Raw genomic sequence first — 22,449 nt, 5'->3', positions numbered from 1 at the left:
CCGGTCACCGTGAAGCGCTTGTGACAGTCACACGGCGCGCGTGATGCCGCCGTCGATGCGGATGTTCTGGCCCGTGATGTAGCCCGACTTGTCGCCCGCCAGGAAGGCAATCAGCTCGCCCACTTCCTCGGAGGTGCCGTAGCGGCCCATGGGGATGCGCGTGCGGCGTTCTTCCTTCTCGGGCAGGCTGTCGATGTAGCCCGGCAGCACGTTGTTCATGCGGATGTTGTCGGCGGCGTAGCGGTCGGCGTAGAGCTTGGCGAAGCTGGCCAGGCCGGCGCGGAACACGCCCGAGGTCGGGAACGCAGCTTCGGGCTCGAAGGTGGCGTAAGTCGAGATGTTGACGATGGAGCCACTCTGCTGCTTTTGCATCTGCGGCGTGACCAGGCGCGCGATGCGCACCACGTTGAGCAGGTAGAACTCCATGCCCAGGTGCCAGTCGGCGTCGGTGATGGACAGCAGATCGCCCTTGGGGCCGTGGCCGGCGCTGTTGACCACCGCGTCGATGCGGCCCCAGCGGGCCAGCGTCGCGTCGACCAAACGCCCCAGGTCGGCGTCGGACTGGTTGCTGCCCGTCACGCCGATGCCGCCGAGTTCGGCGGCCAGCGCCTCGCCCTTGCCGGACGAGGACAGGATGGCGACGCCGTAGCCGGCCGTAGCCAGGGCCCGCGCCGCGGCCGCGCCCATGCCGCTGCCACCGGCGGTGATGATGGCGGCGCGAACCGTCATTCCAGTTCTGCGATCAGCTCGATCTCGACACAGGCGCCCATCGGAATCTGCGCCACGCCGAACGCGCTGCGCGCGTGCGCGCCGGCCGGGCCGAACAGTTCGCCCAGCAGCTCGCTGCAGCCGTTGGTGACCAGATGCTGCTCGGTGAAATCGGGCGTGGAGTTCACCAGGCTCATGAGCTTGACGATGCGCTTGACCTTGGACAAGTCGCCGGCGGCGGCCTGCAGGGTGCCCAGCAGGTCGATGGCGACGTTGCGCGCTGCCGCCTTGCCCTCTTCGGTGGTGATGTTCTTGCCGAGTTGGCCGACCCAGACCTTGCCGTCCTTCTTGGCCAGGTGGCCCGACAGGAACACCAGCTTGCCGCTCTGCACGAAGGGCACGTAGGCAGCGGCCGGGGTGGACACGGCAGGCAGTTCGATGCCCAGTTGTTTCAGTTTGTCGTGGATGCTCATGGGTTCACTCCTGATGGTTGGCTCTGGCTCTGGCTCTGGCTCTGATTTTGGCTTTGGCTTTGGCCGCCGCCTTCGGCCTCGTCCGGTTCCGCCAGCGGCGCCACCGTCACGCCGACGTGCAGGTTGTGGCGGGCGCCGCCGTGGATGACGCCGCGCATGGGCGAGACGTCGGAAAAGTCGCGTCCGAAGGCCAGTGTCACGTAATCCTCGCCGGGCGCGCGGTCGTTGGTCGGGTCGAAGTCGTACCAGCCGTCGTGCCCCGGCACGTCCGGCACGTAGACCGACGCCCACGCGTGCGAAGCATCGGCACCCACCAGGCGCGGCTGGCCCGGCGGCGGCTGCGTCAGCAGATAGCCCGACACGTAACGGGCCGGCAGGCCCAGCATGCGCAGGCCGGCCACCATGATGTGTGCGAAGTCCTGGCACACGCCCTTGCGCTGGGCCAGGGCCTCGACCGCGGGGGTGTTGACCTCGGTGCTGTCGGAGACGTAGTCGAAATCGCGGTAGATGCGCCGCATCAGGTCCTCGACCGCCGCCAGCAGCGGCGCGCCCGGCGTGAAGCTGGGCCGCACATAGTCCAGGAAGTCGGCATGGCGCGGCACGTAGGGCGAGGGGAACAGGAACTCGGACGCGGCGTCGTAGCCGCCACCGGCACGGTAGCGGAAGCGGTCGCGCACCTGCTCCCAGCCGAGCGGGCTGGCCGGGCGCCTGGGCACCTGGGTCTCGACCACGCTGTCGGCCACCACGCGCAGTTCCTCGTGGCCGGTCTGCAGCGCGAAGAAGCTGCGGGTGTTGCCGAACACGTCGCGGCCCGTGCGCAGTTCGTCCGGCTCGGGCGTGACCACCAGCCGGTGCTGCAGCAGCCGCTGGCTGGGCGTGTCGCGCGGCTGCAGGTGGGCCACATGCTGGGCCGTCTCGACAGCGGGCGTGTAGTCGTAGCGCGTTTCGTGGGTGACTTGCAGGCGCATGGGTCCTCTCTCAGTTCGCCACGGTGCTGCGCGTCATCCGCAGAGCACGAAACCGGCCCGCATGCAGCGGTTCAGAAGGCCGCGGAGCGGGCCATGCCAGCGGCCGCCGCGCAACGGGCTCTGCCCGGGCGCTGGCGGCGCCCCCTTGAGGGGGGATGGGACTTCTACACGCAGTGAGAAGTCCAAACGGGGGTGGTTTCATTTCAAGCGCCGACGCTGGTCTTGGCGTCGCGCGAATGCGTGAAGTACACGGCGCCGACCGCGTCGGAGATGTCGTAAGCCGACTGCACGCAGCTTTCCAGCCGCCGCAGCAGTTCGGCATGGTCGCCTTCGGCGTCGACGGCGCAGATCTCCTCGAGCGACCAGCGCGCCGGCTGCAGCACCTCGCGCGCCAGCGGCGTGTCCTGGACCTTGGCCTCGCCCGCCAGCTTGGCCAGCCGGCCCGCCAGCGTGTGGGCGACCCAGCCCAGCGAACGCGGGTTGTCGCGGTCCAGCACCAGAAGGTCGAGCAGGGCGGGCAGTTCACGGCCCTGCTGGTACTGCGAATGGAAGGTGATGCTGCTGTCGAACAGCGACAGCACGGCCTCGAAGCCGCCCGTGGTCGCCACCGCGCCGCTGGACAGTGCGCGCGCCAGCGCCGAGGACAGGAAGCCCAGGCGTTCCACGTGCCGGCCGATGGAGAGCAGCCGCCAGCCGTCGTCGCGCGTCATGCGGTCGGTCTGGGCGCCGGTCATCGCTGCGGTGGCGGTGCTGGTGGTCTCCAGCAGACGCATCGCCTCCAGCGCCGAGAAGTCGCCGCTGCGCGTGGCTTCGGCGCAGCGCGCCAGCAGGTCTTCCTCGGCCTGCACGATCACGTTCCAGTGCTCCTGCGACAGCCGCTCGCGCACGGCGGAGGCCGCAAAGCGCGTGGCGCGCAGGTTGTAGCCCACGCTCTGCACCTTTTCGGTGTCGCCCAGGCCTGCGATCAGCGAGCGCTCGAACACGCGGCGCGCCTGTGCGGGCGAGGGCACGGCCGGCAGCACCAGTGCGAAGCTCTTGCACATGTCGTGCAGCCAGGCCAGCAGCGGCGCCAGCGACTGGTCTTCGCCATTGAGCGCAGCCAGCGTCACGCGGGCCAGCCGCAGGGTGTTCTCCGAGCGTTCGGCATAGCGGCCGAGCCAGAACAGGTTTTCCGCGGCCCGGCTGGTGACCAGGCGCCGGCGGCGTACCACGGCCGCAGGCGACTGCTGCTGGGGCAGCAGCGTGGTGCGGTCGACCTCGCCTTCGGTGCGCACCCAGACATCGGCGCTGCTGCCGCCGCGCTGCATGGAGGCGATGCTGTGGTGCGCGCTGACCATGCGCGCCAGGCCGCCCGGCAGCACGCGCCACGAACGCGGACCGTCGGACACGGCGAACACGCGCAGCATCACCGAGCGCGGCGAGATGCGCGGCGGATAGCCGTTGCCGCTGGTCCAGGTCGGCATCTGCGACAGCGGCATGTAGGTCTGCACGGTGTGCTCGTCGCCCTGGCGCACGATGCGGCCGGCCCATTCGTCGAGCTGGCGGCGCGACAGCGCGTTGCCGAGCACCGCCTCGAACGGGGCCTGGCCACCGCTGTCGCCATAGGTGGGCTTGATCACGCAGCGCGACAGCTCGGGCAGGGCCGCCTCCATGGCGGCGCGTTCGCCGCACCACCAGGTCGGCACGGCCGGCAGCTGCAGTTCCTCGCCGAGCAGGTGACGCGCCAGCGCCGGCAGGAAACCCAGCAGCGCGGGCGATTCGAGGAAGGCCGAGCCGGGCGCGTTGGCCACCAGCACGTTGCCGGCACGGATCGCCTGCAACAGGCCCGGCACACCCAGGCGCGAATCGGGCCGCAGCTCCAGCGGATCGAGGTATTGGTCGTCGAGCCGCTTGATCAGGCCGTGCACGGGCTCCAGGCCCTTGAGCGTCTTCAGGTACAGGTGCTGGTCGCGCACCGTCAGGTCGCTGCCTTCGACCAGCGTGATGCCCAGGTAGCGTGCCAGGTAGGCCTGCTCGAAGTAGGTCTCGTTGTAGGGGCCGGGCGTCAGCAGCGCGATGTGGGCGTCGGCACCGGCCGGGCTCATGCGTTGGATGCCTTCGACCATGGCGCTGTAGGTGGCGGCCAGGCGTTGCACGTGCAGCGACTCGAAGGCCTCTGGAAACAGGCGCGAGATGGCCAGCCGGTTCTCCAGCAGGTAGCCCAGGCCCGAGGGCGCCTGCGTGCGCTGCGAGACGACCCACCAGTTGCCGTCGGCTCCGTGGGCCAGGTCGTAGGCAGTGATGTGCAGGTGCGTGCCGGCCAGTGGCTCGCAGCCGTGCATGGCGCGCAGGTAGCCGGGATGGCCCTGCACCAGTCCCGGTGGCAGCAGGCCCTTGGCCAGCAGCCGCTGCGGGCCGTAGACATCGGCCATCACGCTGTCGAGCACGCGCACGCGCTGCAGCACGCCGGCCTCGATCTGACGCCAGCTGTCGGGTGAGACGATCAGCGGGAACAGGTCGAGCGACCAGGGGCGCTGCGGGTTGGCGGCGTCGGCGTAGACGTTGTAGGTGACGCCGTTGTCGCGCAGCTGGCGCCGCATCAGCGCGGTGCGGCGGTCCAGGTCGGCGAAGCCGTCGCGGCCCAGCAGTTCGAAGAAGTCGGTCCAGTCCGCGGTGAGCGGCGCCCGTGCGGCGTTGCTGCGCGCAGGCGCATCGCCGGCCGGCCGGGCCATGCCGCTCAGTTCGTCGTAGTGCCCGGGCAGGGCGGGCCTGGCCAGCGCGGCGGCCAGCCCGGCCGGGCTTTCCTGGCCTTGCCCGTCGAAGAGGTTGTTGTTTGCTTGATCCACGTCAGAGGCATTGTCACATCCCGGTCACCGCCGGGATGCTGCATACACGCCACAAGCGTCGATTTCGCTGCGCTCAGCGCCGCAGGTCCAGTGTGAACGGGAACTCGCGGCTGCCGGGCACGTTGATGGTGGCCGGGGGCACCACCATCGGGCCCGGCGTGTGACCGATGCGGAAGAAGCGCGCCAGGCGCCGGCTTTCGGCCTCGTACGAGTTGACCGGGAAGGTGTCGTAGTTGCGGCCGCCCGGGTGCGCCACGTGGTACTGGCAGCCGCCCAGCGAGCGCTTCATCCAGGTGTCGACGATGTCGAACACCAGCGGCGTGTGCACGCCGATGGTGGGGTGCAGCGCCGACGGCGGGTTCCAGGCCCGGTAGCGCACGCCGGCCACGTACTCGCCCTTCACGCCGGTGGGCTGCATGGCCAGCGCACGGCCGTTGCAGGTGACCACGTAGCGGCTCTCGTTGAGGCCGGTCACGCGCACCTCGATGCGTTCCAGCGAGGAGTCGACATAGCGCGCCGTGCCGCCGGGTGCGCCTTCCTCGCCCATCACGTGCCAGGGCTCCAGCGCATTGCGCAGCGTGAGCTCGATGCTGTTGCTCTGCACCTGGCCGACGATGGGGAAGCGGAACTCCAGGTGCGGCGCGAACCAGGACGTGTCGAAGGCGTAGCCGGCCTCGCGCATTTCGCGGACCACGTCGTCGAAGTCCATCTTGACGAAGGTCGGCAGCAGGAAGCGGTCGTGCAGTTCCGTGCCCCAGCGCGTGGCGGGCGCCTGGTAGGGCGCGTTCCAGAAGCGCGCGATCAGCGCGCGCAGCAGCAGCTGCTGGGCGATGCTCATGCGCGCATGCGGCGGCATCTCGAAGGCGCGCAGCTCCAGCAGGCCCAGGCGGCCGGTGCTGCTGTCGGGCGAGTACATCTTGTCGATGCAGAACTCGCTGCGGTGGGTGTTGCCGGTCACGTCGATCAGCACGTTGCGCAGCGTGCGGTCCACCAGCCAGGGCGGCATGTCCTGGCCATAGACCTCGCGGTTGCGCGTGATCTCGCGCAGCGCGATCTCCAGCTCGTAGAGCTGGTCGTTGCGGGCCTCGTCCACGCGCGGCGCCTGGCTGGTCGGGCCGATGAACATGCCGCTGAACAGGTAGGACAGCGAGGGGTGGTTGTGCCAGTACAGCAGCAGGCTGGCCAGCAGCTCGGGCTTGCGCAGGAAGGGGCTGTCGGCCGGCGTGGCGCCGCCCAGCACGAAGTGGTTGCCACCGCCGGTGCCGGTGTGGCGGCCGTCGGTCATGAACTTCTCGGCCGACAGGCGCGTCTCGAACGCGGCCTGGTAGAGGAACTCGGTGTGCTGCACCAGGTCGCCCCAGTTGTGCGCCGGGTGGATGTTGACCTCGATCACGCCCGGGTCGGGCGTGACCTGCAGCATCTTCAGGCGCGCATCGCGTGGCGGCGGGTAGCCCTCCAGCACGATCTTCACGCCCAGTTCCTCGGCCGTGGCCTCGATGGCGGCCAACAGGTCGAGGTAGTCCTCCAGGCGTGCCAGCGGCGGCATGAAGACGTAGAGGTGGCCCGACTTGGTGCCCACGCGTTCGGCCTTGGGGCCGTTGGCGCGGCGCGGGTCGCGTGCTTCCACGCACAGCGCGGTGCGGGTGATCCAGTGCGCCGACTCGAAGCGGTTCGGGCTGCGCAGCAGGCTGGCAGGTTCGGCTTGCAGCGGGTCTGCCGCCGCGCTTTCGCCCAGGCGGCGGTCCTGCAGCGTGCGGGTGGCTTCGGCAGGGCGGTCCGCGGTGCGGACGAAGCGGGTCGGGTCGTGCGCGGCGGCGGCGGCCGTGCCGGTGCTGGCGTGGCCCGCACCCACGGCTGCGGCGTAGCTGGCGCGCAGGGCTTCGCCGGCCGGCAACGGGCCGCGCGGGTCCATCGGGTCGCGCTCGTGGAAGTAGGGGTAGTCGCTCTTGTTGACCCAGGGCAGCGAATCCAGCGGCAGGCGGTAGCCCATGGGTGAGTCGCCCGGCATCAGGTACATGCGCTCGTCGCGGAAGAACCAGGGGCCGGTGGTCCAGCGGTTGCCGGCCACGCTGGGGCCTTCGCCCACCTGCAGCGGCAGCACGTAGCCGATCACGGCATCGAGCTTTTGCTCGAACACGCGGCGCAGCCGGGCGCGTTCGAGTTCGTCGTCCAGCCGCGTGTCGAACGGATCGACGTTGACGGGCAGGCGGCGTTCGCGCCACAGGTAGTAGAAGACGTCCTCGTAGCCGGGCTCGATGAAGCTGTCGGACAGGTTCAGCTTGGATGCCAGCAGGGACGTGAAGCGGCGCGCGTCTTCGCTGCTGTAGCTCGCGGCGTCGCGTTCGTCGGCGAACAGCGCGGGGTTGGACCAGCTGGGTTGGCCGTCGGCGCGCCAGAAGATCGACAGCGCCCAGCGCGGCAACTGCTCGCCCGGGTACCACTTGCCCTGGCCGAAGTGCAGGAAGCCGCCGCGCCCGTATTCGTCGCGCAGCTTGTGCACGAGTTCGGTGGCGTAGCCGCGCTTGGTCGGACCCAGCGCGTCGGTGTTCCATTCGGCCGCGTCGCGGTCGCTGGTGGCCACGAAGGTCGGCTCGCCGCCCATGGTCAGGCGCACGTCGCCGGCCACGAGTTCGGCGTCGACCTGCTCGCCCAGGGCCAGCACCTGCGCCCACTGCTCCTCGGTGTAGGGCTTGGTCACGCGCGGCGATTCGTAGATGCGCGAAACCGCCATGTGGTGCTCGAACGTCACCTCGGCCTCGTCGACCAGGCCCTCGATCGGTGCGGCGCCCGAGGGCTGCGGCGTGCAGGCCAGCGGGATGTGGCCTTCTCCGGCCAGGAGGCCCGAGGTCGCGTCCAGGCCGACCCAGCCTGCGCCGGGCAGGTAGACCTCGCACCAGGCGTGCAGGTCGGTGAAGTCGTGGTCGGTACCGCTGGGGCCGTCGAGGGCCTTCACGTCGGGCGTGAGCTGGATCAGGTAGCCCGAGACGAAGCGCGCCGCCAGGCCGCAGCGGCGCAGCAACTGCACCAGCAGCCAGCCCGAGTCGCGGCAGGAGCCAGCGGCGAGCTTGAGCGTCTCCTCCGGCGTCTGCACGCCGGGTTCCATGCGGATCAGGTAGCGGATGTCGCTGGCGACCTGCTGGTTGATCGCCACCAGGAAGTCGATCGTGCGACGTTCCTGCATGTCGATGGTGGCGAGGTACTTCTCGACCAGCGGCGTCATTGGCTCGACCGCGAGGTAGGGCGCCAGTTCTTCCTTGACCTCGGGGCTGTAGGCGAACGGGAAGTTCTCGGCCGCCGGCTCCAGGAAGAAGTCGAACGGGTTGTAGACCGCCATCTCGACGACCAGGTCCACCGTGACCTTGAACTCCTGCGTTTTCTCGGGGAACACCAGGCGCGCCTGGTAGTTGGCGAAAGGGTCCTGTTGCCAGTTGACGAAGTGCTGCGCCGGCTCGACCTTCAGCGAATACGAAATGATGTTGCTGCGGCAGTGTGGCGCGGGCCGCAGACGGATCACCTGAGGCCCCAGTTGCACGGGGCGGTCATAGCGGTAGTGGGAAACGTGGTTCAGCGCTGCGTGTGTGGACATCTGTGTCTCTAGGTCTGGATGTAACAACCCCTGGCGCTCGCCAACGGTGCCGGATACTAGCAAGAGGCGAGCCAAAGGCGGGCGCGCTGCAGTGTAGTGGGGGCCTATGACCCAGCGAGCATGACGGAGGAGGCGGTGCTGTCGTCGCGTGCCGGGCCCTGGCTGGCCTGCTGCATCGGCTTCGTGCTGGGCACGGCCGGGCAGCTGCAGCAGGCGGCGCTGTGGCCCGCCTGGCCCTACGCCGTGTCGTGTGTGGCCGGCATGGCACTCGCATGGCGCGGCTGGCGCCGCAGCCGGCCTGCATGGCATGGGCTTGCCGCGCTGGGCGTGGCTGCATTGGCGTTCGGTTCGGTCGGCCTGCGTGCGCTGGCCTTCGATGCGCAGGCCCTGGCGCCGGCCCTGGAGGGCCGCGACCTCGTGTTGAGTGGCCGCGTCGCGGCAATGCCGCAGCCCGGCGATCTGGCCGTGCGCTTGCTGCTGGACGTGGACGCCGCGCAGCTGGACGGCGCGGCGGTGCGCGTGCCGCCACGCGTCGAACTGTCCTGGTACCGCGGCAGCCTGGACGGCGTGCCGCAGCGGCCCGCCGATGTGCTGGCCGGCGACCGCTGGACGCTGCAGGTGCGGCTGCGCGCGCCGCATGGCCAGCGCAATCCGCACGGTTTCGACTACGAACTCTGGCTCTGGGAGCGTGGCGTGCAGGCCACCGGCTACGTGCGCGCGGGACCCAAGGACGCGGCGCCGCGCTTGCTGGAGCGCGGCTGGCGGCACCCGGTGGAGCGCGCGCGCCAGGCCGTGCGTGGCGCCATCTTCGCGCGCATCGCCGAGCCGGCGCGCGCCGGCGTGGTGGCCGCGCTGGCGATGGGCGACCAGGGTGCGGTGGAGCGGGCCGACTGGGACCTGTTCCGTGCCACCGGCGTGAGCCACCTGTTGAGCGTGTCGGGCCTGCACGTGACCATGTTCGCCTGGCTCGCGACGGCCCTGGTTGGCTGGGCCTGGCGGCGGCTGGACCGGCTGGGCTGGGCCGCCTGCCTGTGGTGCCCGGCGCCGCATGCCGGGCTGGTCGGTGGCGTGGCGCTGGCCGCGGCCTATGCCCTGTTCAGCGGCTGGGGCGTGCCGGCGCAGCGCACGCTGGTGATGCTGGCCGTGGTTGCGCTGCTGCGCCTGGCCGGGCGGCAGTGGCCCTGGCCGCTGGTGTGGGCGCTGGCCGGCCTGGCGGTGCTCGCGCTCGATCCGTGGGCGTTGCTGCAGGCGGGCTTCTGGCTCAGCTTCGTCGCAGTGGGCGTGCTGTTCGCCAGCGATGCGGGGCGCGTGGCGCAGGGTGCGGTGGCGCGCGTGCGGCGCCTGTTGCGCGAGCAGGCCATCGTCACGGTGGCGCTGGCGCCGCTGTCGCTGATGCTGTTCCAGCAGGTCTCGCTCGTGGGCCTGGTGGCGAACCTGCTGGCGATCCCCTGGGTCACGCTGGTGCTGACGCCGCTGGCCTTGCTGGGAGTGGCGATCGCGCCGCTATGGGACCTGGCCGCCATGGCCACCAGCGCGATGCTGACCGTGCTGGGCTGGCTCGCGCAATGGCCGCTGGCCAGCCTCTCGCACGCGGCCGTGCCCTTGCCTCTGGGGGCTGCGGCCTTGCTGGGCGCGGTGCTGCTGGTGCTGCGGCTGCCGCTCGGCGTGCGGCTGCTGGGCCTGCCGCTGCTGCTGCCAGCCTTGTTGTGGCAGCCGGCGCGGCCGGCACCGGGCCAGTTCGACCTGCTGGCCGCCGACATCGGCCAGGGCAATGCGGTGTTGCTGCGCACAGCCCATCACAGCCTGCTGTACGACACCGGTCCGCGCCATGGGCAGGACAGCGATGCCGGCCACCGCGTGCTGGTGCCGCTGCTGCGCGCGCTGGGGGAGCGGCTGGACCGCGTGGTCGTGAGCCATGCCGACAGCGACCACAGCGGCGGTGCCGCCACCGTGCTGGCGACCCAGCCACAGGCTGCGCTGCTGGCGTCGTTGCCCGACGGCCATGTGCTGGCGGCGCGGTATCCCCTCACGCGCTGCGCGGCCGGCCAGCGCTGGGACTGGGACGGCGTGCGCTTCGAGGTGCTGCATCCGCCCGCAGGTGCCGCCCGCGATGCCAGGCCCAACACGCTGAGTTGCGTGCTGCGCGTGCAGGCGCAGGGCGCGGCGGTGCTGCTGGCCGGTGACATCGAACAGGCGCAGGAACAGCAACTCGTGGCCGGTGGCGCCGCGCTGCAGGCCGACGTGTTGCTGGTGCCGCACCACGGCAGCAAGACCTCGTCGAGCACTGCCCTGCTGCAGGCGGTGGCGCCGCGCTTCGCTTTGGTGCAGGCGGGCTACCGCAATCGCTTCGGCCACCCTGCGCCCGAGGTCGTGCAGCGCTTGCAGGGGTGGGGTGCCACCGTCGTGGGGTCGCCCGCGTGCGGGGCGGCGCATTGGCGCAGCGATGTGCCGGAGCGCGTGGTCTGTGCACGTGCGCAGCAGCCGCGCTATTGGCAGCACCGCCTGCCTTGAGCGTCTTTTTTTTCGCACGCTGCACGCACGGTCGTCCGTCTCTGGCTTGCAACTTGCTATTCTCCGTACAGGAGATCGGTCCATGCTGAAATTTGACGAGATGTATACCAAGCTCCCCTACGAGTTCTTCTCGAAGGGAGCGCAGATCCGGGATCACTACAAGATCTACGACGCCTGGCTGGCGCGCCAACCCGGCGACATGATGGCCAAGCGCCGGGCCGAGGCGGAGATGATCTTCCGCCGCGTCGGCATCACCTTCGCGGTGTACGGCGCCAAGGACGAGGACGGCTCGGGCACCGAGCGCCTGATCCCGTTCGATCTGATCCCGCGCATCATTCCCGCGGCCGAATGGGCAGCGATGGAAAAGGGCCTGGTGCAGCGCGTGACCGCGTTGAACCGCTTCATCCACGACGTCTACCACGACCAGGAGATCATCAAGGCCGGCCTGATTCCCAAGGAGCAGATCGTCCAGAACGCGCAGTTCCGCCCCGAGATGGTGGGGGTGGACGTGCCCAACAACGTCTACTCGCACATCTCTGGCGTGGACATCGTGCGGGCCCCCGATGCCCAGGGCAAGGGCGAGTACTACGTGCTCGAGGACAACCTGCGCGTGCCCAGCGGCGTCAGCTACATGCTGGAAAACCGCAAGATGATGATGCGGCTGTTCCCCGACCTGTTCAGCCACCACCATGTGGCGCCGGTCGCGCACTATCCCGACCTGCTGCTCGAGACCCTGCGTGCTTCGGCACCGCCGGCCACGGCCGAGCCCACCGTCGTGGTGCTCACGCCCGGCATGTACAACAGCGCTTACTTCGAACACGCCTTCCTGGCGCAGCAGATGGGCGTCGAACTCGTCGAGGGCCAGGACCTGCTGGTCAAGGACAACTTCGTCTACATGCGCACCACGCGCGGCCCCAAGCGGGTCGACGTGATCTACCGCCGCGTGGACGACGACTTCCTCGACCCCAATGTGTTCCGCCCCACCTCCACGCTGGGTTGCGCGGGCCTGATGGAGGCCTACAAGGCCGGCAACGTGGTGATCTGCAATGCGGTGGGCACGGGCGTGGCCGACGACAAGTCGATCTACCCCTACGTGCCCAAGATGGTCGAGTTCTACCTGGGCGAAAAACCCATCCTGAACAACGTGCCGACCTACATGTGCCGCCAGGCCGACGACCTCAAGTACGTGCTGGACAACCTCAAGGACCTGGTCGTCAAGGAGGTGCATGGCGCCGGCGGCTACGGCATGCTGGTCGGCCCGGCCGCCACCAAGGCCGAGATCGAGGACTTCCGCAAGGCTGTCGTGGCCAACCCCAGCGGCTACATCGCCCAGCCCACGCTGAGCCTGTCCAGCTGCCCCACCTTCGTGGAAAGCGGCATCGCGCCGCGCCACATCGACCTGCGGCCCTTCGTGCTGTCGGGCAAGGAGGTGCAGATGGTGCCGGGCGGGTTGACCCGCGTGGCACTCAAGGAGGGTTCGCTGGTCGTCAATTCCTCGCAGGGCGGTGGCACCAAGGACACCTGGATCCTGGAAGACGCGGACATCCCGTTCGCCACTCCGGCACCCACCCAACAACAAGCACAGACCTCGGGGGAATGATCCAATGCTGAGCCGCACCGCCGACCATCTCTTCTGGATGTCGCGCTACACCGAGCGCGCGGAAAACACTGCCCGCATGCTGGACGTGAACTACCAGTCCTCGCTGTTGCCGCAATCGGCCGCCGTGGCCCAACTGGGCTGGCAGGGCCTGCTGTCGATCAGCGAGCTGGGCGGGCTGTACAGCAGCAAGCACGACAAGATCAGCTCGCACGATGTCATGGAGTTCATGGTCAAGGACGAGAGCAACCCCTCGTCCATCGTCTCCTGCCTGCGCGCCGCGCGCGAGAACGCGCGGGCCGTGCGCGGCAGCCTGACCACCGAGGTCTGGGAGACCGCCAACTCCACCTGGCTGGACCTGAACCGCATGCTCAAGACAGGCGAGTTCGAGGCCGATCCGGCGCAGTTCTTCGAGTGGGTCAAGTTCCGCTCGCACCTGTCGCGCGGTGTCACGCTCGGAACCATGCTGCAGGACGATGCGTTCTACTTCCTGCGCCTGGGCACCTTCCTCGAACGCGCCGACAACACGGCGCGGCTGGTCGACGTGAAGTTCCACGCCGTGGAGAGCGATTTTTACGGCGCCGCCAGCGAGAAGGACCAGGAGTACGACTTCTACCACTGGAGCGCGATCCTGCGCTCGGTCTCGGCCTTCGAGGTCTATCGCAAGGTCTACCGCGACGTGATCACGCCCGAGCGCGTGGCCGAGCTGCTGATCCTGCGCGCCGACATGCCGCGCTCGCTGCACGCCAGCTTGAACGAGGTGCTGTCCAACCTGGAGATGGTGGCCGGCAACCCGGCCAGCGAGACGCTGCGCCGTGCCGGCAAGCTGCGCGCCGACCTCAAGTTCGGCCGCATCGACGAGATCCTGGCGACCGGCCTGCACGCCTTCCTCACGCAGTTCCTGGACCGCGTGAACGAGCTGGGCAGCCACGTCAGCCGCGAGTTCCTGGTGCCCGTGCAGAACTGAGCACCTGCTGGAGCGACAAGGCCCCGCACCCGGTCAGCCGGGGCGGGGCCTTGTGTTTGTGGGGGTGCCAGCTCAGTCGGGATCGATCACGGCACCGGCGGCATCGCCGTACTTCTCGACGAACCACGCGTGGCTGGCCTGCGTGCCGGGCTCGTAGGGGCAGGCATCCCGCAGGATCTTGCGCACTTCCTGCGCGGCACGCCATCGCGCCAGCGCCTGCGCATTGCCTGCGTCGGCACCGGCAGGGCGACTGGCCAGGATGAACTGTGCCAGGCGACGATCGACTTCGAGGATGACGGTGGGCTCGGCGCGCATACAGCTGCAATAGCAAGTCCCGGGCCGCGCAGGCGGTATCAGGACTCCGGATGATCCCGGAGTTCGTCCCCGGGCGGGTGCTGCAGGAAGGCCTGGATCACCTGCTTGGCCTCGTCCAGCCTGGCTGGTTGCGGCTCGGTCAGCGTCTGGTGCAGCAGATTGGTGAATGCCTCCAGCACCATCTGTGTGCGCTCGCTCATGCCATGTTGCTGCGTGGCCTGGCGCACGCCGGGCGCTGCACGCGCCAGGGCCTCGTGCAGCACGGTGCGCTGCGGGTGGGTCGCGGCCAGCGCGGTGGTCACCGCGGTCAATGCGGTGACCAGACCCAGCAGATCCTCGTTGCTGCGTTCGAGCTGTTCCAGCCGTTCTTCGATGTAGCGGTGCCCAGGTCGGCCGGTGTCAGACATGAGTGGGGAATTCAGGGCGCAGCGCGCTCGATCAGCGCCGTGATGGCAGTGAGGACAGTGACCATGGCCAGCGCGTGCAGCACGAACGCCACGCGGGCGCCGCGCCACGGCGAGCGCTCGCTCGGCGGGGAGGCTGGGAAGATCGTGGCTTTCACCAGCGGTTTTTCATGTGGGAACTCGGGGGCGCTGCGCATGGCTCGCGTTCTTGTGGGAGCGGGCAAGCATCAAGGATGCCAGAACCGCCTGTCATCCACCGAACAGAGGACGTAACAGCCGGCAAGAGTGTACTTGCCTGTGGTAGGAGGTTCCCAGCGCTGCGTGATCGTGGCATAGCATGCGCCGCATGAAAACAGACATGAAGCAATGGGGGGCCGCGATGGCCGTGCTGGTGTTGGCAGGATGCGCGGGCCTGGGCGGGCCGTCCGGTGCGCCCGGTGCGTCGGCCCCGGCCGCGAACTGCGATGCCGCTGCCGCGCAGTTCGCCATCGGCCAGTCGTTCGGCCCGGCGCTGGAACGCGATGTGCGGGCGCGCTCGGGCGCCAGCATCGTGCGCTGGCTCAGCCCCGGCCAGGCGGTGACCATGGAGTTCAACCCGGCGCGGCTCAACCTGACGCTGGACGGCCGCAGCCGCATCACCAAGGTCGCCTGCGGCTGAACTCAACCGGCGCGCTCCAGCGCCTTGGGCGTGGGCAGCTTGGTGGGGTCCTGCGGCACCTTGGTGTCGGGGCAGGCCGTCAACAGCGCAAGGGCCGCGCAGGCGGCGATGAGGATGCGGCACATGGGGTCTCCTTGGGTCAGCCGTCCACCGAAGCGCTCCAGCGCTCGCCCCAGCCGCCGGTGGCGGCATCGAGGTCGCGGCGTTCACGCTTGGTGGGCCGGCCGTGTTCCTGGGCCAGGGCCGGCTCGGGCGCCAGCCGGCGCTGCTCGGCCTGCTGTGCGCGTGCCTGCAGGCTCTCGGGTGTCTCCTGGTAGAGCGCCTGTGCCATCGGCGCAGGGCCACGCTGGCCGCTGACGCCGAGCACAAGCACGGTGCGCAGAACCGGACCCTGGCGCACGGAAACGGTGTCGCCGGCCTTGACCTCGCGTGCGGGCTTCACGTCGTGGCCATTGACCTGCACGCGGCCGCGTTCCACCTCGTCGGCCGAGAGCGTGCGCGTCTTGTAGAAGCGCGCTGCCCACAGCCACTTGTCGATGCGAATTCTGTCCATCGCGGCCGATTGTGCTCCCGCCGGGGGGCTCGACCTGTAGGCGGACAGCGCACCGTCGCGGCGCGTCGGGCCCCTCGTCGTGCACCGTTACCATGCCCCGATGCCCGCCCTCGAATCCGCGTTGCCGCCCGACGCCAGCAGCATGCTGGCGCTGGCCGCGCGCTCCATGTTCCATCTGTTCTCCAGCATGAGCCAGGGCATGTTCCTGGTCGACAAGGCCGGCACCATCGTCTGGGTCAACGAGGGCTACCGGCGCTTCCTGCCGGCGCTGGGTTTTTCCAGCATCGACGAGTTCCAGGGCCATCCGGTCGAGGAGGTGATCCCCAACACCCTGATGCGCCGCGTGCTGGAGACCGGCGAACCCATCCTGGTGGACCTGCTCACCAACAAGGCCGGCACCTTCGTGGTCAGCCGCATCCCGCTGCGCGAGGAGGACGGCCGGACCATCGGTGCCATCGGCATCGTGCTGTTCGACCAGCCCGAGACCACGCTCAAGCCGCTGATCGAGAAGTTCGCGCTGCTGCAGCGCGACCTGGACGACGCCCGCCGCGAACTGGCCAGCCAGCGCAGCCGTGCCCTGCTGCACACCGATGGCAGCGGCCAGCGCCGTGCCAAGTACACCTTTGCCAGCTTCATCGGCGCCAGCCCGGCGGCGCTGGAGGTCAAGCGCCACGCGCGCCGTGCGGCCCAGTCCTCCAGCCCGGTGCTGCTGCTGGGCGAGACGGGCACCGGCAAGGAGCTGCTGGCCCATGCCATCCACCTGGCCTCAGCGCGCGCGCGCGGGCCCTTCGTGAGCCTGAACATCGCCGCCGTGCCCGACACCTTGCTGGAGGCGGAGTTCTTCGGCGTGTCGCCCGGCGCCTTCACCGGCGCCGACCGGCGCGGGCGCGACGGCAAGTTCAAGCTGGCCGACGGCGGCACCCTGTTCCTGGACGAGATCGGCGACATGCCGGCCGCGCTGCAGGCCAAGCTGCTGCGCGCGCTGCAGGAAGGCGAGATTGAGCCGCTGGGCTCGAACCGGCTGGTGCCCTTCGACGCGCGCGTGATCGCCGCCACCTCGCGCGACCTGCCAACGCTGGTGCGCCAGGGGCGCTTCCGCGAAGACCTGTACTACCGGCTCAACGTGCTGCCGCTCAAGCTGCCGCCGCTGCGCGAACGCCGCGGCGACATCCCCGCGCTGGTGGAAGCGCTCAGCGAAGACCTGGCCCACCGCAGCGGCGAGGCCCCGCCCGAACTGATGCCCGATGCGCTGGCGCTGCTGGCCGGGCAGTACTGGCGCGGCAACATCCGCGAACTGCGCAATGTGCTCGAACAGCTGGCCATGCGCAGCGACAGCCAGCGCGTGGACGCGGCCGAGGTGCGCCGCGTGCTGGCCGAGACCGGCGTGGAGGCCATCGCCGCCGCGGCGCCACCTCCCGCACCCGAGGGCCAGGGTCACGCCGCGCTGCTGCGGCCACTGGCCACCCAGGTGGCCGAGCTGGAGGGGCTGGCCATCGCGGCGGCCATGGCCGAAACCGGTGGCAACAAGCTGGCGGCAGCCCGGCTGCTGGGCATCTCGCGCGCCACCCTGTACGGCCGGCTGCAGGGCGACACGTAAGTCCTGCTTTCATCAAATCTGCGGACCGGCAATCGCTTGCAGCGTCCAGGCCCTGATAAGTTCGGCGCTCCGGCCTGACAGGCCCCGAATTTCAGGGATAGAACTTATGCGCAATCACGTGCGCGGCAGCGGACTTGCTGGCATCACCAACCTTGCCTTGCAGGCCCGTGTCCGCGAAGGCCTGGCCCCGGGCTTCGAACCCATCAGTTACCTGGAACGGCTGCGCCGTCTGCTGGACGCGATGCACTCCTCGCGCCGCAATGCGCGCGAATCCGAGCTGCGCGACTCGGCCTTCCCCGACCCGGTCGGCCGCTTCAACATGATCAGCGGCTTCCGCTATGCACTGGTGCCGCCGTCGCTGGTCGGCTCCAAGTCCTGGCATCTGTCGCTGAACGTGAGCTTCGACGGTGGCTGGGAGCCCTACATGCGCGTCATCTACCGCGACATCGGCCCGCTGCTGGACGCGTTGCTGTGCCACTGCGAGGGCTACCCCGGCTCGCGCACCAGCGATTTCGACACCTACTGCCGCTGGGTGCGCAGCGCCGAGCAGGATGCCGGCATCTTCTACACCGACGGCCCGGCCACGCTGTCTGACCAGCGCTACCTGGCCAGCGTGGAGCGCCTGCAGCGCGAGAGCGGCGATCCGGCGCAGGCCGACCGGGCGATTGCCGCCCACGCCGAGCCCGACGCGCTGAGCGCCACGCGCCAGGGCCTGGAGCGCATGCTCGGCGACCTGGAAGGCTTGCTGCCGCTGCACCTGCGCACGCTCAAGGGCCTGTACCGGCTGACCGGCTGGTGGGCCGGCGCCGATGGCGACATCCTGCTGCGCTTTGCGCACCTGGCGCTCAAGGGCCTGCAGTCCACGCTGGCCACGGACGCCTTCAACCAGCACCCCCAGGCGCCGCTCGTCAAGAAGCTGTTCGCCGACGAGCTGGCCTGGCTGGCCCGCCCGCTGCCCGAGCCGGTGCCGGCCGACCGGCTGGCCTGGAACCCGGACGCGCTGCAGGCCGCTGTGCTGGGCCAGGGCCTGCGTGCCACGCATGGCGCGCTGGTGCTGCTGCGCGTGACCGATCCGCAGCGTGCCGCCGAACACCTGGCCACGCTGGCACCGCGTTGCGCCGCGCCAGCGGCGGCCGAGGGTGAGGTGCGGCTGCACATCGGCTTCACGATGGCAGGCCTGCGCGCACTGCGCATCGACCCGGAGCGGCTGGACCGCCTGCCGGCGGAGTTCGCCGAAGGCATGGAGCCGCGGGCCGGCCTGCTGGGCGACCTGCGTGCCAACCACCCCGACCACTGGCACCGCCCCTTGCGCCACGGCGTGGATCCGGCGCGCGAGGACCGCATCGAGCTCGGCGTGGTGCATGTGGCCGTCATGATGCGCACCATCGACACCGCGGACGAGGGCCATGGTCTTCACCCCCTGATCCAGGGCGCGGTGCGCGTGCTGGGCCAGGGCACGGGCCTGGCGGTGCTGGCCGTGGAGCCCACGCGCAGCCGCACCACCGCTCCCGATGGTCGCGAGCATTTCGGCTTCGTCGACGGCATCAGCCAGCCCGAGGTCGCGGCCGAGCTCACGCCCGACCCGGCGCCTGACAGTTCGCCCCATCCGCGCCAGCACCAGGTGCGCCCCGGCGAACTGGTGCTGGGCTTCGCCAACGACCGCGGCGACGGCCCGTACCCGGCCGAGGCCGACGGCCTGCTGGACCGCGGCAGCTTCCTCGTCGTGCGCAAGCTGCGCCAGCGGCTGGACCACCTCCACGACGCGCTGGAGAACTACGCCGAGGGCGATGCGCAGCGCCGCACCGAGTTGCTCGAGCGCATGATGGGCCGGCGCCAGGACGGCAAGCCGCTGGTGGCCAGCGGCCCGGGCGGCAACAACGACTTCCGCTACCGCGGTACCGACCAGGCGCAATGCCCGTTCTCCTCGCACGTGCGGCGCGCCAACCCGCGCGACGGCCAGAGCGGCCTGCCGCGGATTCTGCGCCGTGGCATGGGCTACGGCCCGGCCTCGCTGGAAGCACCGCCCGAGGCCGACCGCGGCATCCTCTTCATGGCCTACTGCGCCAGCATCGCCGAGCAGTACGAGACCGTGCAGCGCTGGCTGGCCGGCGGCAACAGTTCCGGCGTCGGCTCGACCCAGTCCGACCCGCTGCTCGGCGTGCCCCGCGCCGGCCAGCCGCGCGTGTTCCGCTGGGTCGATGCCTGCGGCGCGCCGCAGCGCGCCGAGCTGGGCGACAAGGCCTTCGTCGAACTGCAATGGGGCCTGTACCTGTTCGTGCCCGCACTGGCGGCACTGGAGCGGCTGTCGGACTTCCGCAGCGCGCCCGAGCCCGTGCTGGCGCCGACGCCCGTGCCGCCCAGCGCACTCGACAAGTGGCGCAGCCGGCTCGAAGACCGCGACAACGGCCGCGCCACCTGGCGTGCCGTGCGCGAGCAGCATGCAGGCGATCTGCACGCCGCGCCCTACGGCCGCCTGCTCGGCACGGCTGGCAAGGTGTTTCCGGCGTTGGCGGATGCGCGGTGCAAGCACTTCTCGGTGCAGGGCTTTGGCGAACGCATGCAGGCCTCGCTGGGCGTGAACCACCTGGGCATGGACCCGGCCGACGGCCACACCGAAGTCGGCCCGGTGGTCAACGCGGCAGTGGCCGGCATCGGCGAAGCGCAGGCCTTCGCCGCCGCCAGCGCCGTGGCGCAGGCCGTGCTCGCCGAAACGGTGCGCGCCTCCAGCGGCGCCTTCGCACTGCGCCACCCTGACGGCCGCGTGCGCGTGGCGATCGACCTGATGGGCTTTTCCGAGCAGGTGGTCGGCGCGCTGTCCAAGCTCTGGTTCGGGCTGCCCGATGGCCAGAACATGGTCGTCGGCGGACGCAGCCCCACGCCCGACCCGCAGGGCAAGCCGCGCTGCCCCGGCCACATCATCGGCCCCTCGCGCATGGTGTTCGGCGCCCACCCGCAGGTGAACGTGACGGCCGAAGGCGAGCTGCACGGGCCCATGGTGCTGCAGGCCGTGAAGGACCAGTTGGCCGGCGGCGCCTCGCCCGGCCTGGTGGCGGCCTTGCGGCCGGGGCTGGCCGCGCTGGGCGATGCCCATGGCCCGGACCTGCTGGAGCGCGAGATCACCGGGCTGCTGCTGGGCTTCGCGCCCACGGTCCACGGCAACTTCCTGACGGTCATGAAGAACTGGATCGAGGACGGCCGGCTGTGGTCGCTGCAGCAGGACCTGGCCGAGCGCGCGCTGGCCGGGGAGGGGCTGCTGGACACGGCGCGTGCGGCGCTGTGGCGGCCCATGCTGGACACCATGCAGGCCGAGCCCGTGCCGCCCATGGTCTGGCGCCGCCCGGTGGTGGACGGACAGCCCGATGCCGACGCCACCGTGGTGCTGGGCCTGGCCTCGGCCATCGAGAGCCTGCCGCCTGCGGAGCAGGCCAAGCGCGATGCGCTGCTGTTCGGTGGCGACTACTTCGCGCCCGGCACGGACCGCTGGGGCCTGCACGCCTGCCCGGGCTCGCGCATGGGCGTGGGCGTGATGCTGGCCATGGCCGCGGCGCTGCTGCAGGCCGGCACGCTGCGGCCGACGGGCTCGCCGGTGCTGCTGATCCTCACGCCCAAGGCGGCGGTGCCCGCCACCGTCTAGTTGCCGGCGGCCGCGCTGTGCACAGAGCTCGTCTCGAGGCGGGTTCTCGTGCAGCGCTGGCACCCACACTCATTCGGTGGAGGTCGCCGGAACGCTGCCTTCTGGGCTGCCATGCAGCATGCCAAGCACCAGGGCCCGAAACACCGCAGCGGTGATGTTGTCGGCCTGCAGCTTGCGTACGGCATTGTTGATATGAAAACGCGCCGTCGTGTGCTGAATGCCCAGGATGGCCGCCGTGTCCTTTGCCGTCTTGCCGTCTGCGGCCCAGCGCAGCACGTCCTGTTCCCGCGCGGTCAGCGGCTCGGGCAATGCCTTGGCCCACTGCGCGCGCAGGTCGGCAAGCACCAGGCGGTGGGCACGATGGGCGAGCCGCCGCATCGCGTACTGCTGGCGCTGAACTTCATCGCCGCCCACGGCAGGCGTGGGGCGCGACAGCGTGAACATCCCGCGCACACCCAAGCCATCGTGGATGGCTTGCGACCATCCATGGCACAGGCCGTACGCACGTGCGGCACTTCGAAACTCCGCTGGAGCCCGGTCGAGCAGTGCATCGCCCCAGACCAATGGGGTCTTGGAAGAGAGGCACCAATGGGCGATGGGGTCGATGGCGGCGAAACCCTTGGTGCGATACGCATCCAGCCATGGCGCAGGCAGGTTGCTGACCAGATGCGCGGTATGCCGAGCGCCGGGACTGGGCAGCCAGACCAAGGCTGCGACGTGGCGAAACCCGAGGTGCGTGGCGCTGACCAGCAAAGCGTCCAACGCACGGCCGGCATCGAATTCCTTCGGTCCGGCCCATTGAGGAAGGGAGTCCATGGAGTAAGCGGCCGGATGCATCGGGTGACTGGGCCTGCGCCGTTGCAGTGCTTGCCAGCGCGCGCGATTTCACCTCGCCCGATGCCTGCCGGGAACTACCAGAAACGACAGGCAACCCCAACGTCGCGACTACGTCGCCATCGGCGGGTCCAGCAGATGCAGTGCGAGTGCGCGTGCCACCATGGCTGACTTGTTCGCGGTCTGCAGCTTGATGGCGCATTGCTTCAGGTGGAAATGCACGGTGTGGATCGAGATGTCCAGTTGGTCTGCGATCTGTCGCGCGGTCTTCCCGTCGGCGGTCCAGCGCAGCACTTCCCGCTGCTGGGCTGTGAGGCTCACCGTCGGCGCCAGTTCCGCCTGCGTTGCGTGCGCGAACTCGACCAGTTCCCGCACGCTCGCCTCCTTGTGCCGGATCTCGCTGACGGTGATGGGCTCGGCCGAACGCGACAGCGACAGGATGCTCCCCACGCCGATGCAGTCCAGGCTCGACTGGGTCCAGCCATGGCGCAAACCTGCAGCCTGTGCTTCGCTCCACAACCTTGGCGTGGGTGCGAACAGCTGGTCACTCCACAGCTGTGGCGCTTCACTGGTGGCGCTGCTGCGGATGGCCGGGTCCACGGCGATGTAGCCGGCCTTGGCATAGTGTTGCTGCCAAGCCTTGGGTTGGCTGCTGCCCAGTTGCTGTGTCCGCGGCTGCGTCAATGGCAAGGCATTGCGTTGTGTGAGCGCATAGTGCTCAAAGCCCAGTTCGCGGGCAGCGGTGTCGATCACTCGAAAAAGGTCGGACCTTGGCGTGGCGTCCCGTCCGGTGGACAGTGAACAGGGTTCCAGCTTGTT

The 22,449-nt window shown here is 69.9% G+C and carries 18 protein-coding genes; 6 read left to right on the top strand and 12 right to left on the bottom strand.

The window, feature by feature from the left end; all coding sequences use genetic code 11:
- Nucleotides 1-27: 27 nt before the first annotated feature.
- From ACSQ4M_RS30260 to ACSQ4M_RS30240, 5 genes are all read right to left on the bottom strand, one after another.
- Complete coding sequence (locus ACSQ4M_RS30260; protein ID WP_436193071.1) at nucleotides 28-729, bottom strand: SDR family oxidoreductase; 702 nt, start codon at nucleotides 727-729, stop codon at nucleotides 28-30.
- Nucleotides 726-1,181 carry a RidA family protein gene (locus ACSQ4M_RS30255; RefSeq protein WP_436193070.1) on the bottom strand — a complete coding sequence of 152 codons (456 nt, stop codon included), beginning with the start codon at nucleotides 1,179-1,181 and terminating at the stop codon, nucleotides 726-728. The genes ACSQ4M_RS30260 and ACSQ4M_RS30255 overlap by 4 nt, the downstream gene beginning before the upstream one ends.
- Entirely contained in the window at nucleotides 1,178-2,149 is a 972-nt protein-coding gene (locus ACSQ4M_RS30250; protein ID WP_436193069.1) for a transglutaminase family protein, read from the bottom strand. Before ACSQ4M_RS30250 ends, ACSQ4M_RS30255 begins: the two co-directional genes overlap by 4 nt.
- A gap of 203 nt (nucleotides 2,150-2,352) precedes the next feature.
- Entirely contained in the window at nucleotides 2,353-4,974 is a 2,622-nt protein-coding gene (locus ACSQ4M_RS30245; RefSeq protein ID WP_436193068.1) for a circularly permuted type 2 ATP-grasp protein, read from the bottom strand.
- A gap of 73 nt (nucleotides 4,975-5,047) precedes the next feature.
- Entirely contained in the window at nucleotides 5,048-8,560 is a 3,513-nt protein-coding gene (locus ACSQ4M_RS30240) for a DUF2126 domain-containing protein (protein WP_436193067.1), read from the bottom strand.
- A 120-nt stretch (nucleotides 8,561-8,680) separates the two neighbouring features.
- Between ACSQ4M_RS30240 and ACSQ4M_RS30235 the strand changes: the two genes are divergently transcribed.
- From ACSQ4M_RS30235 to ACSQ4M_RS30225, 3 genes are all read left to right on the top strand, one after another.
- Complete coding sequence (locus ACSQ4M_RS30235; RefSeq protein ID WP_436193066.1) at nucleotides 8,681-11,071, top strand: DNA internalization-related competence protein ComEC/Rec2; 2,391 nt, start codon at nucleotides 8,681-8,683, stop codon at nucleotides 11,069-11,071.
- An 82-nt stretch (nucleotides 11,072-11,153) separates the two neighbouring features.
- Entirely contained in the window at nucleotides 11,154-12,671 is a 1,518-nt protein-coding gene (locus ACSQ4M_RS30230; RefSeq protein WP_436193065.1) for a circularly permuted type 2 ATP-grasp protein, read from the top strand.
- 4 nt (nucleotides 12,672-12,675) lie between these two features.
- Nucleotides 12,676-13,635, top strand: coding sequence for an alpha-E domain-containing protein (locus ACSQ4M_RS30225; RefSeq protein WP_436193064.1), 960 nt, complete (start codon nucleotides 12,676-12,678; stop codon nucleotides 13,633-13,635).
- 72 nt (nucleotides 13,636-13,707) lie between these two features.
- Here ACSQ4M_RS30225 and ACSQ4M_RS30220 read toward each other — a convergent pair whose 3' ends face one another.
- From ACSQ4M_RS30220 to ACSQ4M_RS30210, 3 genes are read right to left on the bottom strand one after another with little or no spacing between them, the layout of a single operon-like run.
- Nucleotides 13,708-13,950, bottom strand: a complete 243-nt coding sequence (locus ACSQ4M_RS30220; protein ID WP_056656116.1) for a hypothetical protein — start codon at nucleotides 13,948-13,950, stop codon at nucleotides 13,708-13,710.
- Between the two features lie 38 nt (nucleotides 13,951-13,988).
- Nucleotides 13,989-14,357 (bottom strand): hypothetical protein, encoded by a 369-nt coding sequence (locus ACSQ4M_RS30215; protein WP_436193063.1) that lies wholly within the window; start codon nucleotides 14,355-14,357, stop codon nucleotides 13,989-13,991.
- An 11-nt stretch (nucleotides 14,358-14,368) separates the two neighbouring features.
- Nucleotides 14,369-14,551, bottom strand: a complete 183-nt coding sequence (locus tag ACSQ4M_RS30210; RefSeq protein WP_436193062.1) for a hypothetical protein — start codon at nucleotides 14,549-14,551, stop codon at nucleotides 14,369-14,371.
- A 149-nt stretch (nucleotides 14,552-14,700) separates the two neighbouring features.
- On the opposite strand from ACSQ4M_RS30210, the gene ACSQ4M_RS30205 reads away from it, so the two are divergent.
- Nucleotides 14,701-15,012 (top strand): I78 family peptidase inhibitor, encoded by a 312-nt coding sequence (locus tag ACSQ4M_RS30205; protein ID WP_436193061.1) that lies wholly within the window; start codon nucleotides 14,701-14,703, stop codon nucleotides 15,010-15,012.
- A gap of 2 nt (nucleotides 15,013-15,014) precedes the next feature.
- Here ACSQ4M_RS30205 and ACSQ4M_RS30200 read toward each other — a convergent pair whose 3' ends face one another.
- Entirely contained in the window at nucleotides 15,015-15,137 is a 123-nt protein-coding gene (locus ACSQ4M_RS30200; protein ID WP_436193060.1) for a hypothetical protein, read from the bottom strand.
- 14 nt (nucleotides 15,138-15,151) lie between these two features.
- Nucleotides 15,152-15,565 (bottom strand): RNA-binding S4 domain-containing protein, encoded by a 414-nt coding sequence (locus tag ACSQ4M_RS30195; RefSeq protein WP_436193059.1) that lies wholly within the window; start codon nucleotides 15,563-15,565, stop codon nucleotides 15,152-15,154.
- Nucleotides 15,566-15,665: 100 nt separating this feature from the next.
- On the opposite strand from ACSQ4M_RS30195, the gene ACSQ4M_RS30190 reads away from it, so the two are divergent.
- Complete coding sequence (locus ACSQ4M_RS30190) at nucleotides 15,666-17,162, top strand: sigma-54 interaction domain-containing protein (RefSeq protein WP_436193058.1); 1,497 nt, start codon at nucleotides 15,666-15,668, stop codon at nucleotides 17,160-17,162.
- 106 nt (nucleotides 17,163-17,268) lie between these two features.
- Nucleotides 17,269-20,796, top strand: coding sequence for a Dyp-type peroxidase (locus tag ACSQ4M_RS30185; protein WP_436193057.1), 3,528 nt, complete (start codon nucleotides 17,269-17,271; stop codon nucleotides 20,794-20,796).
- 69 nt (nucleotides 20,797-20,865) lie between these two features.
- Here the strand turns inward: ACSQ4M_RS30185 and ACSQ4M_RS30180 are convergent, their stop codons facing one another.
- Nucleotides 20,866-21,612, bottom strand: coding sequence for an autoinducer binding domain-containing protein (locus ACSQ4M_RS30180; protein WP_436193056.1), 747 nt, complete (start codon nucleotides 21,610-21,612; stop codon nucleotides 20,866-20,868).
- A gap of 129 nt (nucleotides 21,613-21,741) precedes the next feature.
- Complete coding sequence (locus ACSQ4M_RS30175) at nucleotides 21,742-22,428, bottom strand: autoinducer binding domain-containing protein (RefSeq protein ID WP_436194089.1); 687 nt, start codon at nucleotides 22,426-22,428, stop codon at nucleotides 21,742-21,744.
- Nucleotides 22,429-22,449 lie beyond the last annotated feature (21 nt).

The organism is Pseudorhodoferax sp. LjRoot39 (genome assembly GCF_964253035.1).
GTDB lineage: Bacteria > Pseudomonadota > Gammaproteobacteria > Burkholderiales > Burkholderiaceae_C > Pseudorhodoferax.
This window is presented reverse-complemented; position numbering and strand designations above follow the sequence as displayed.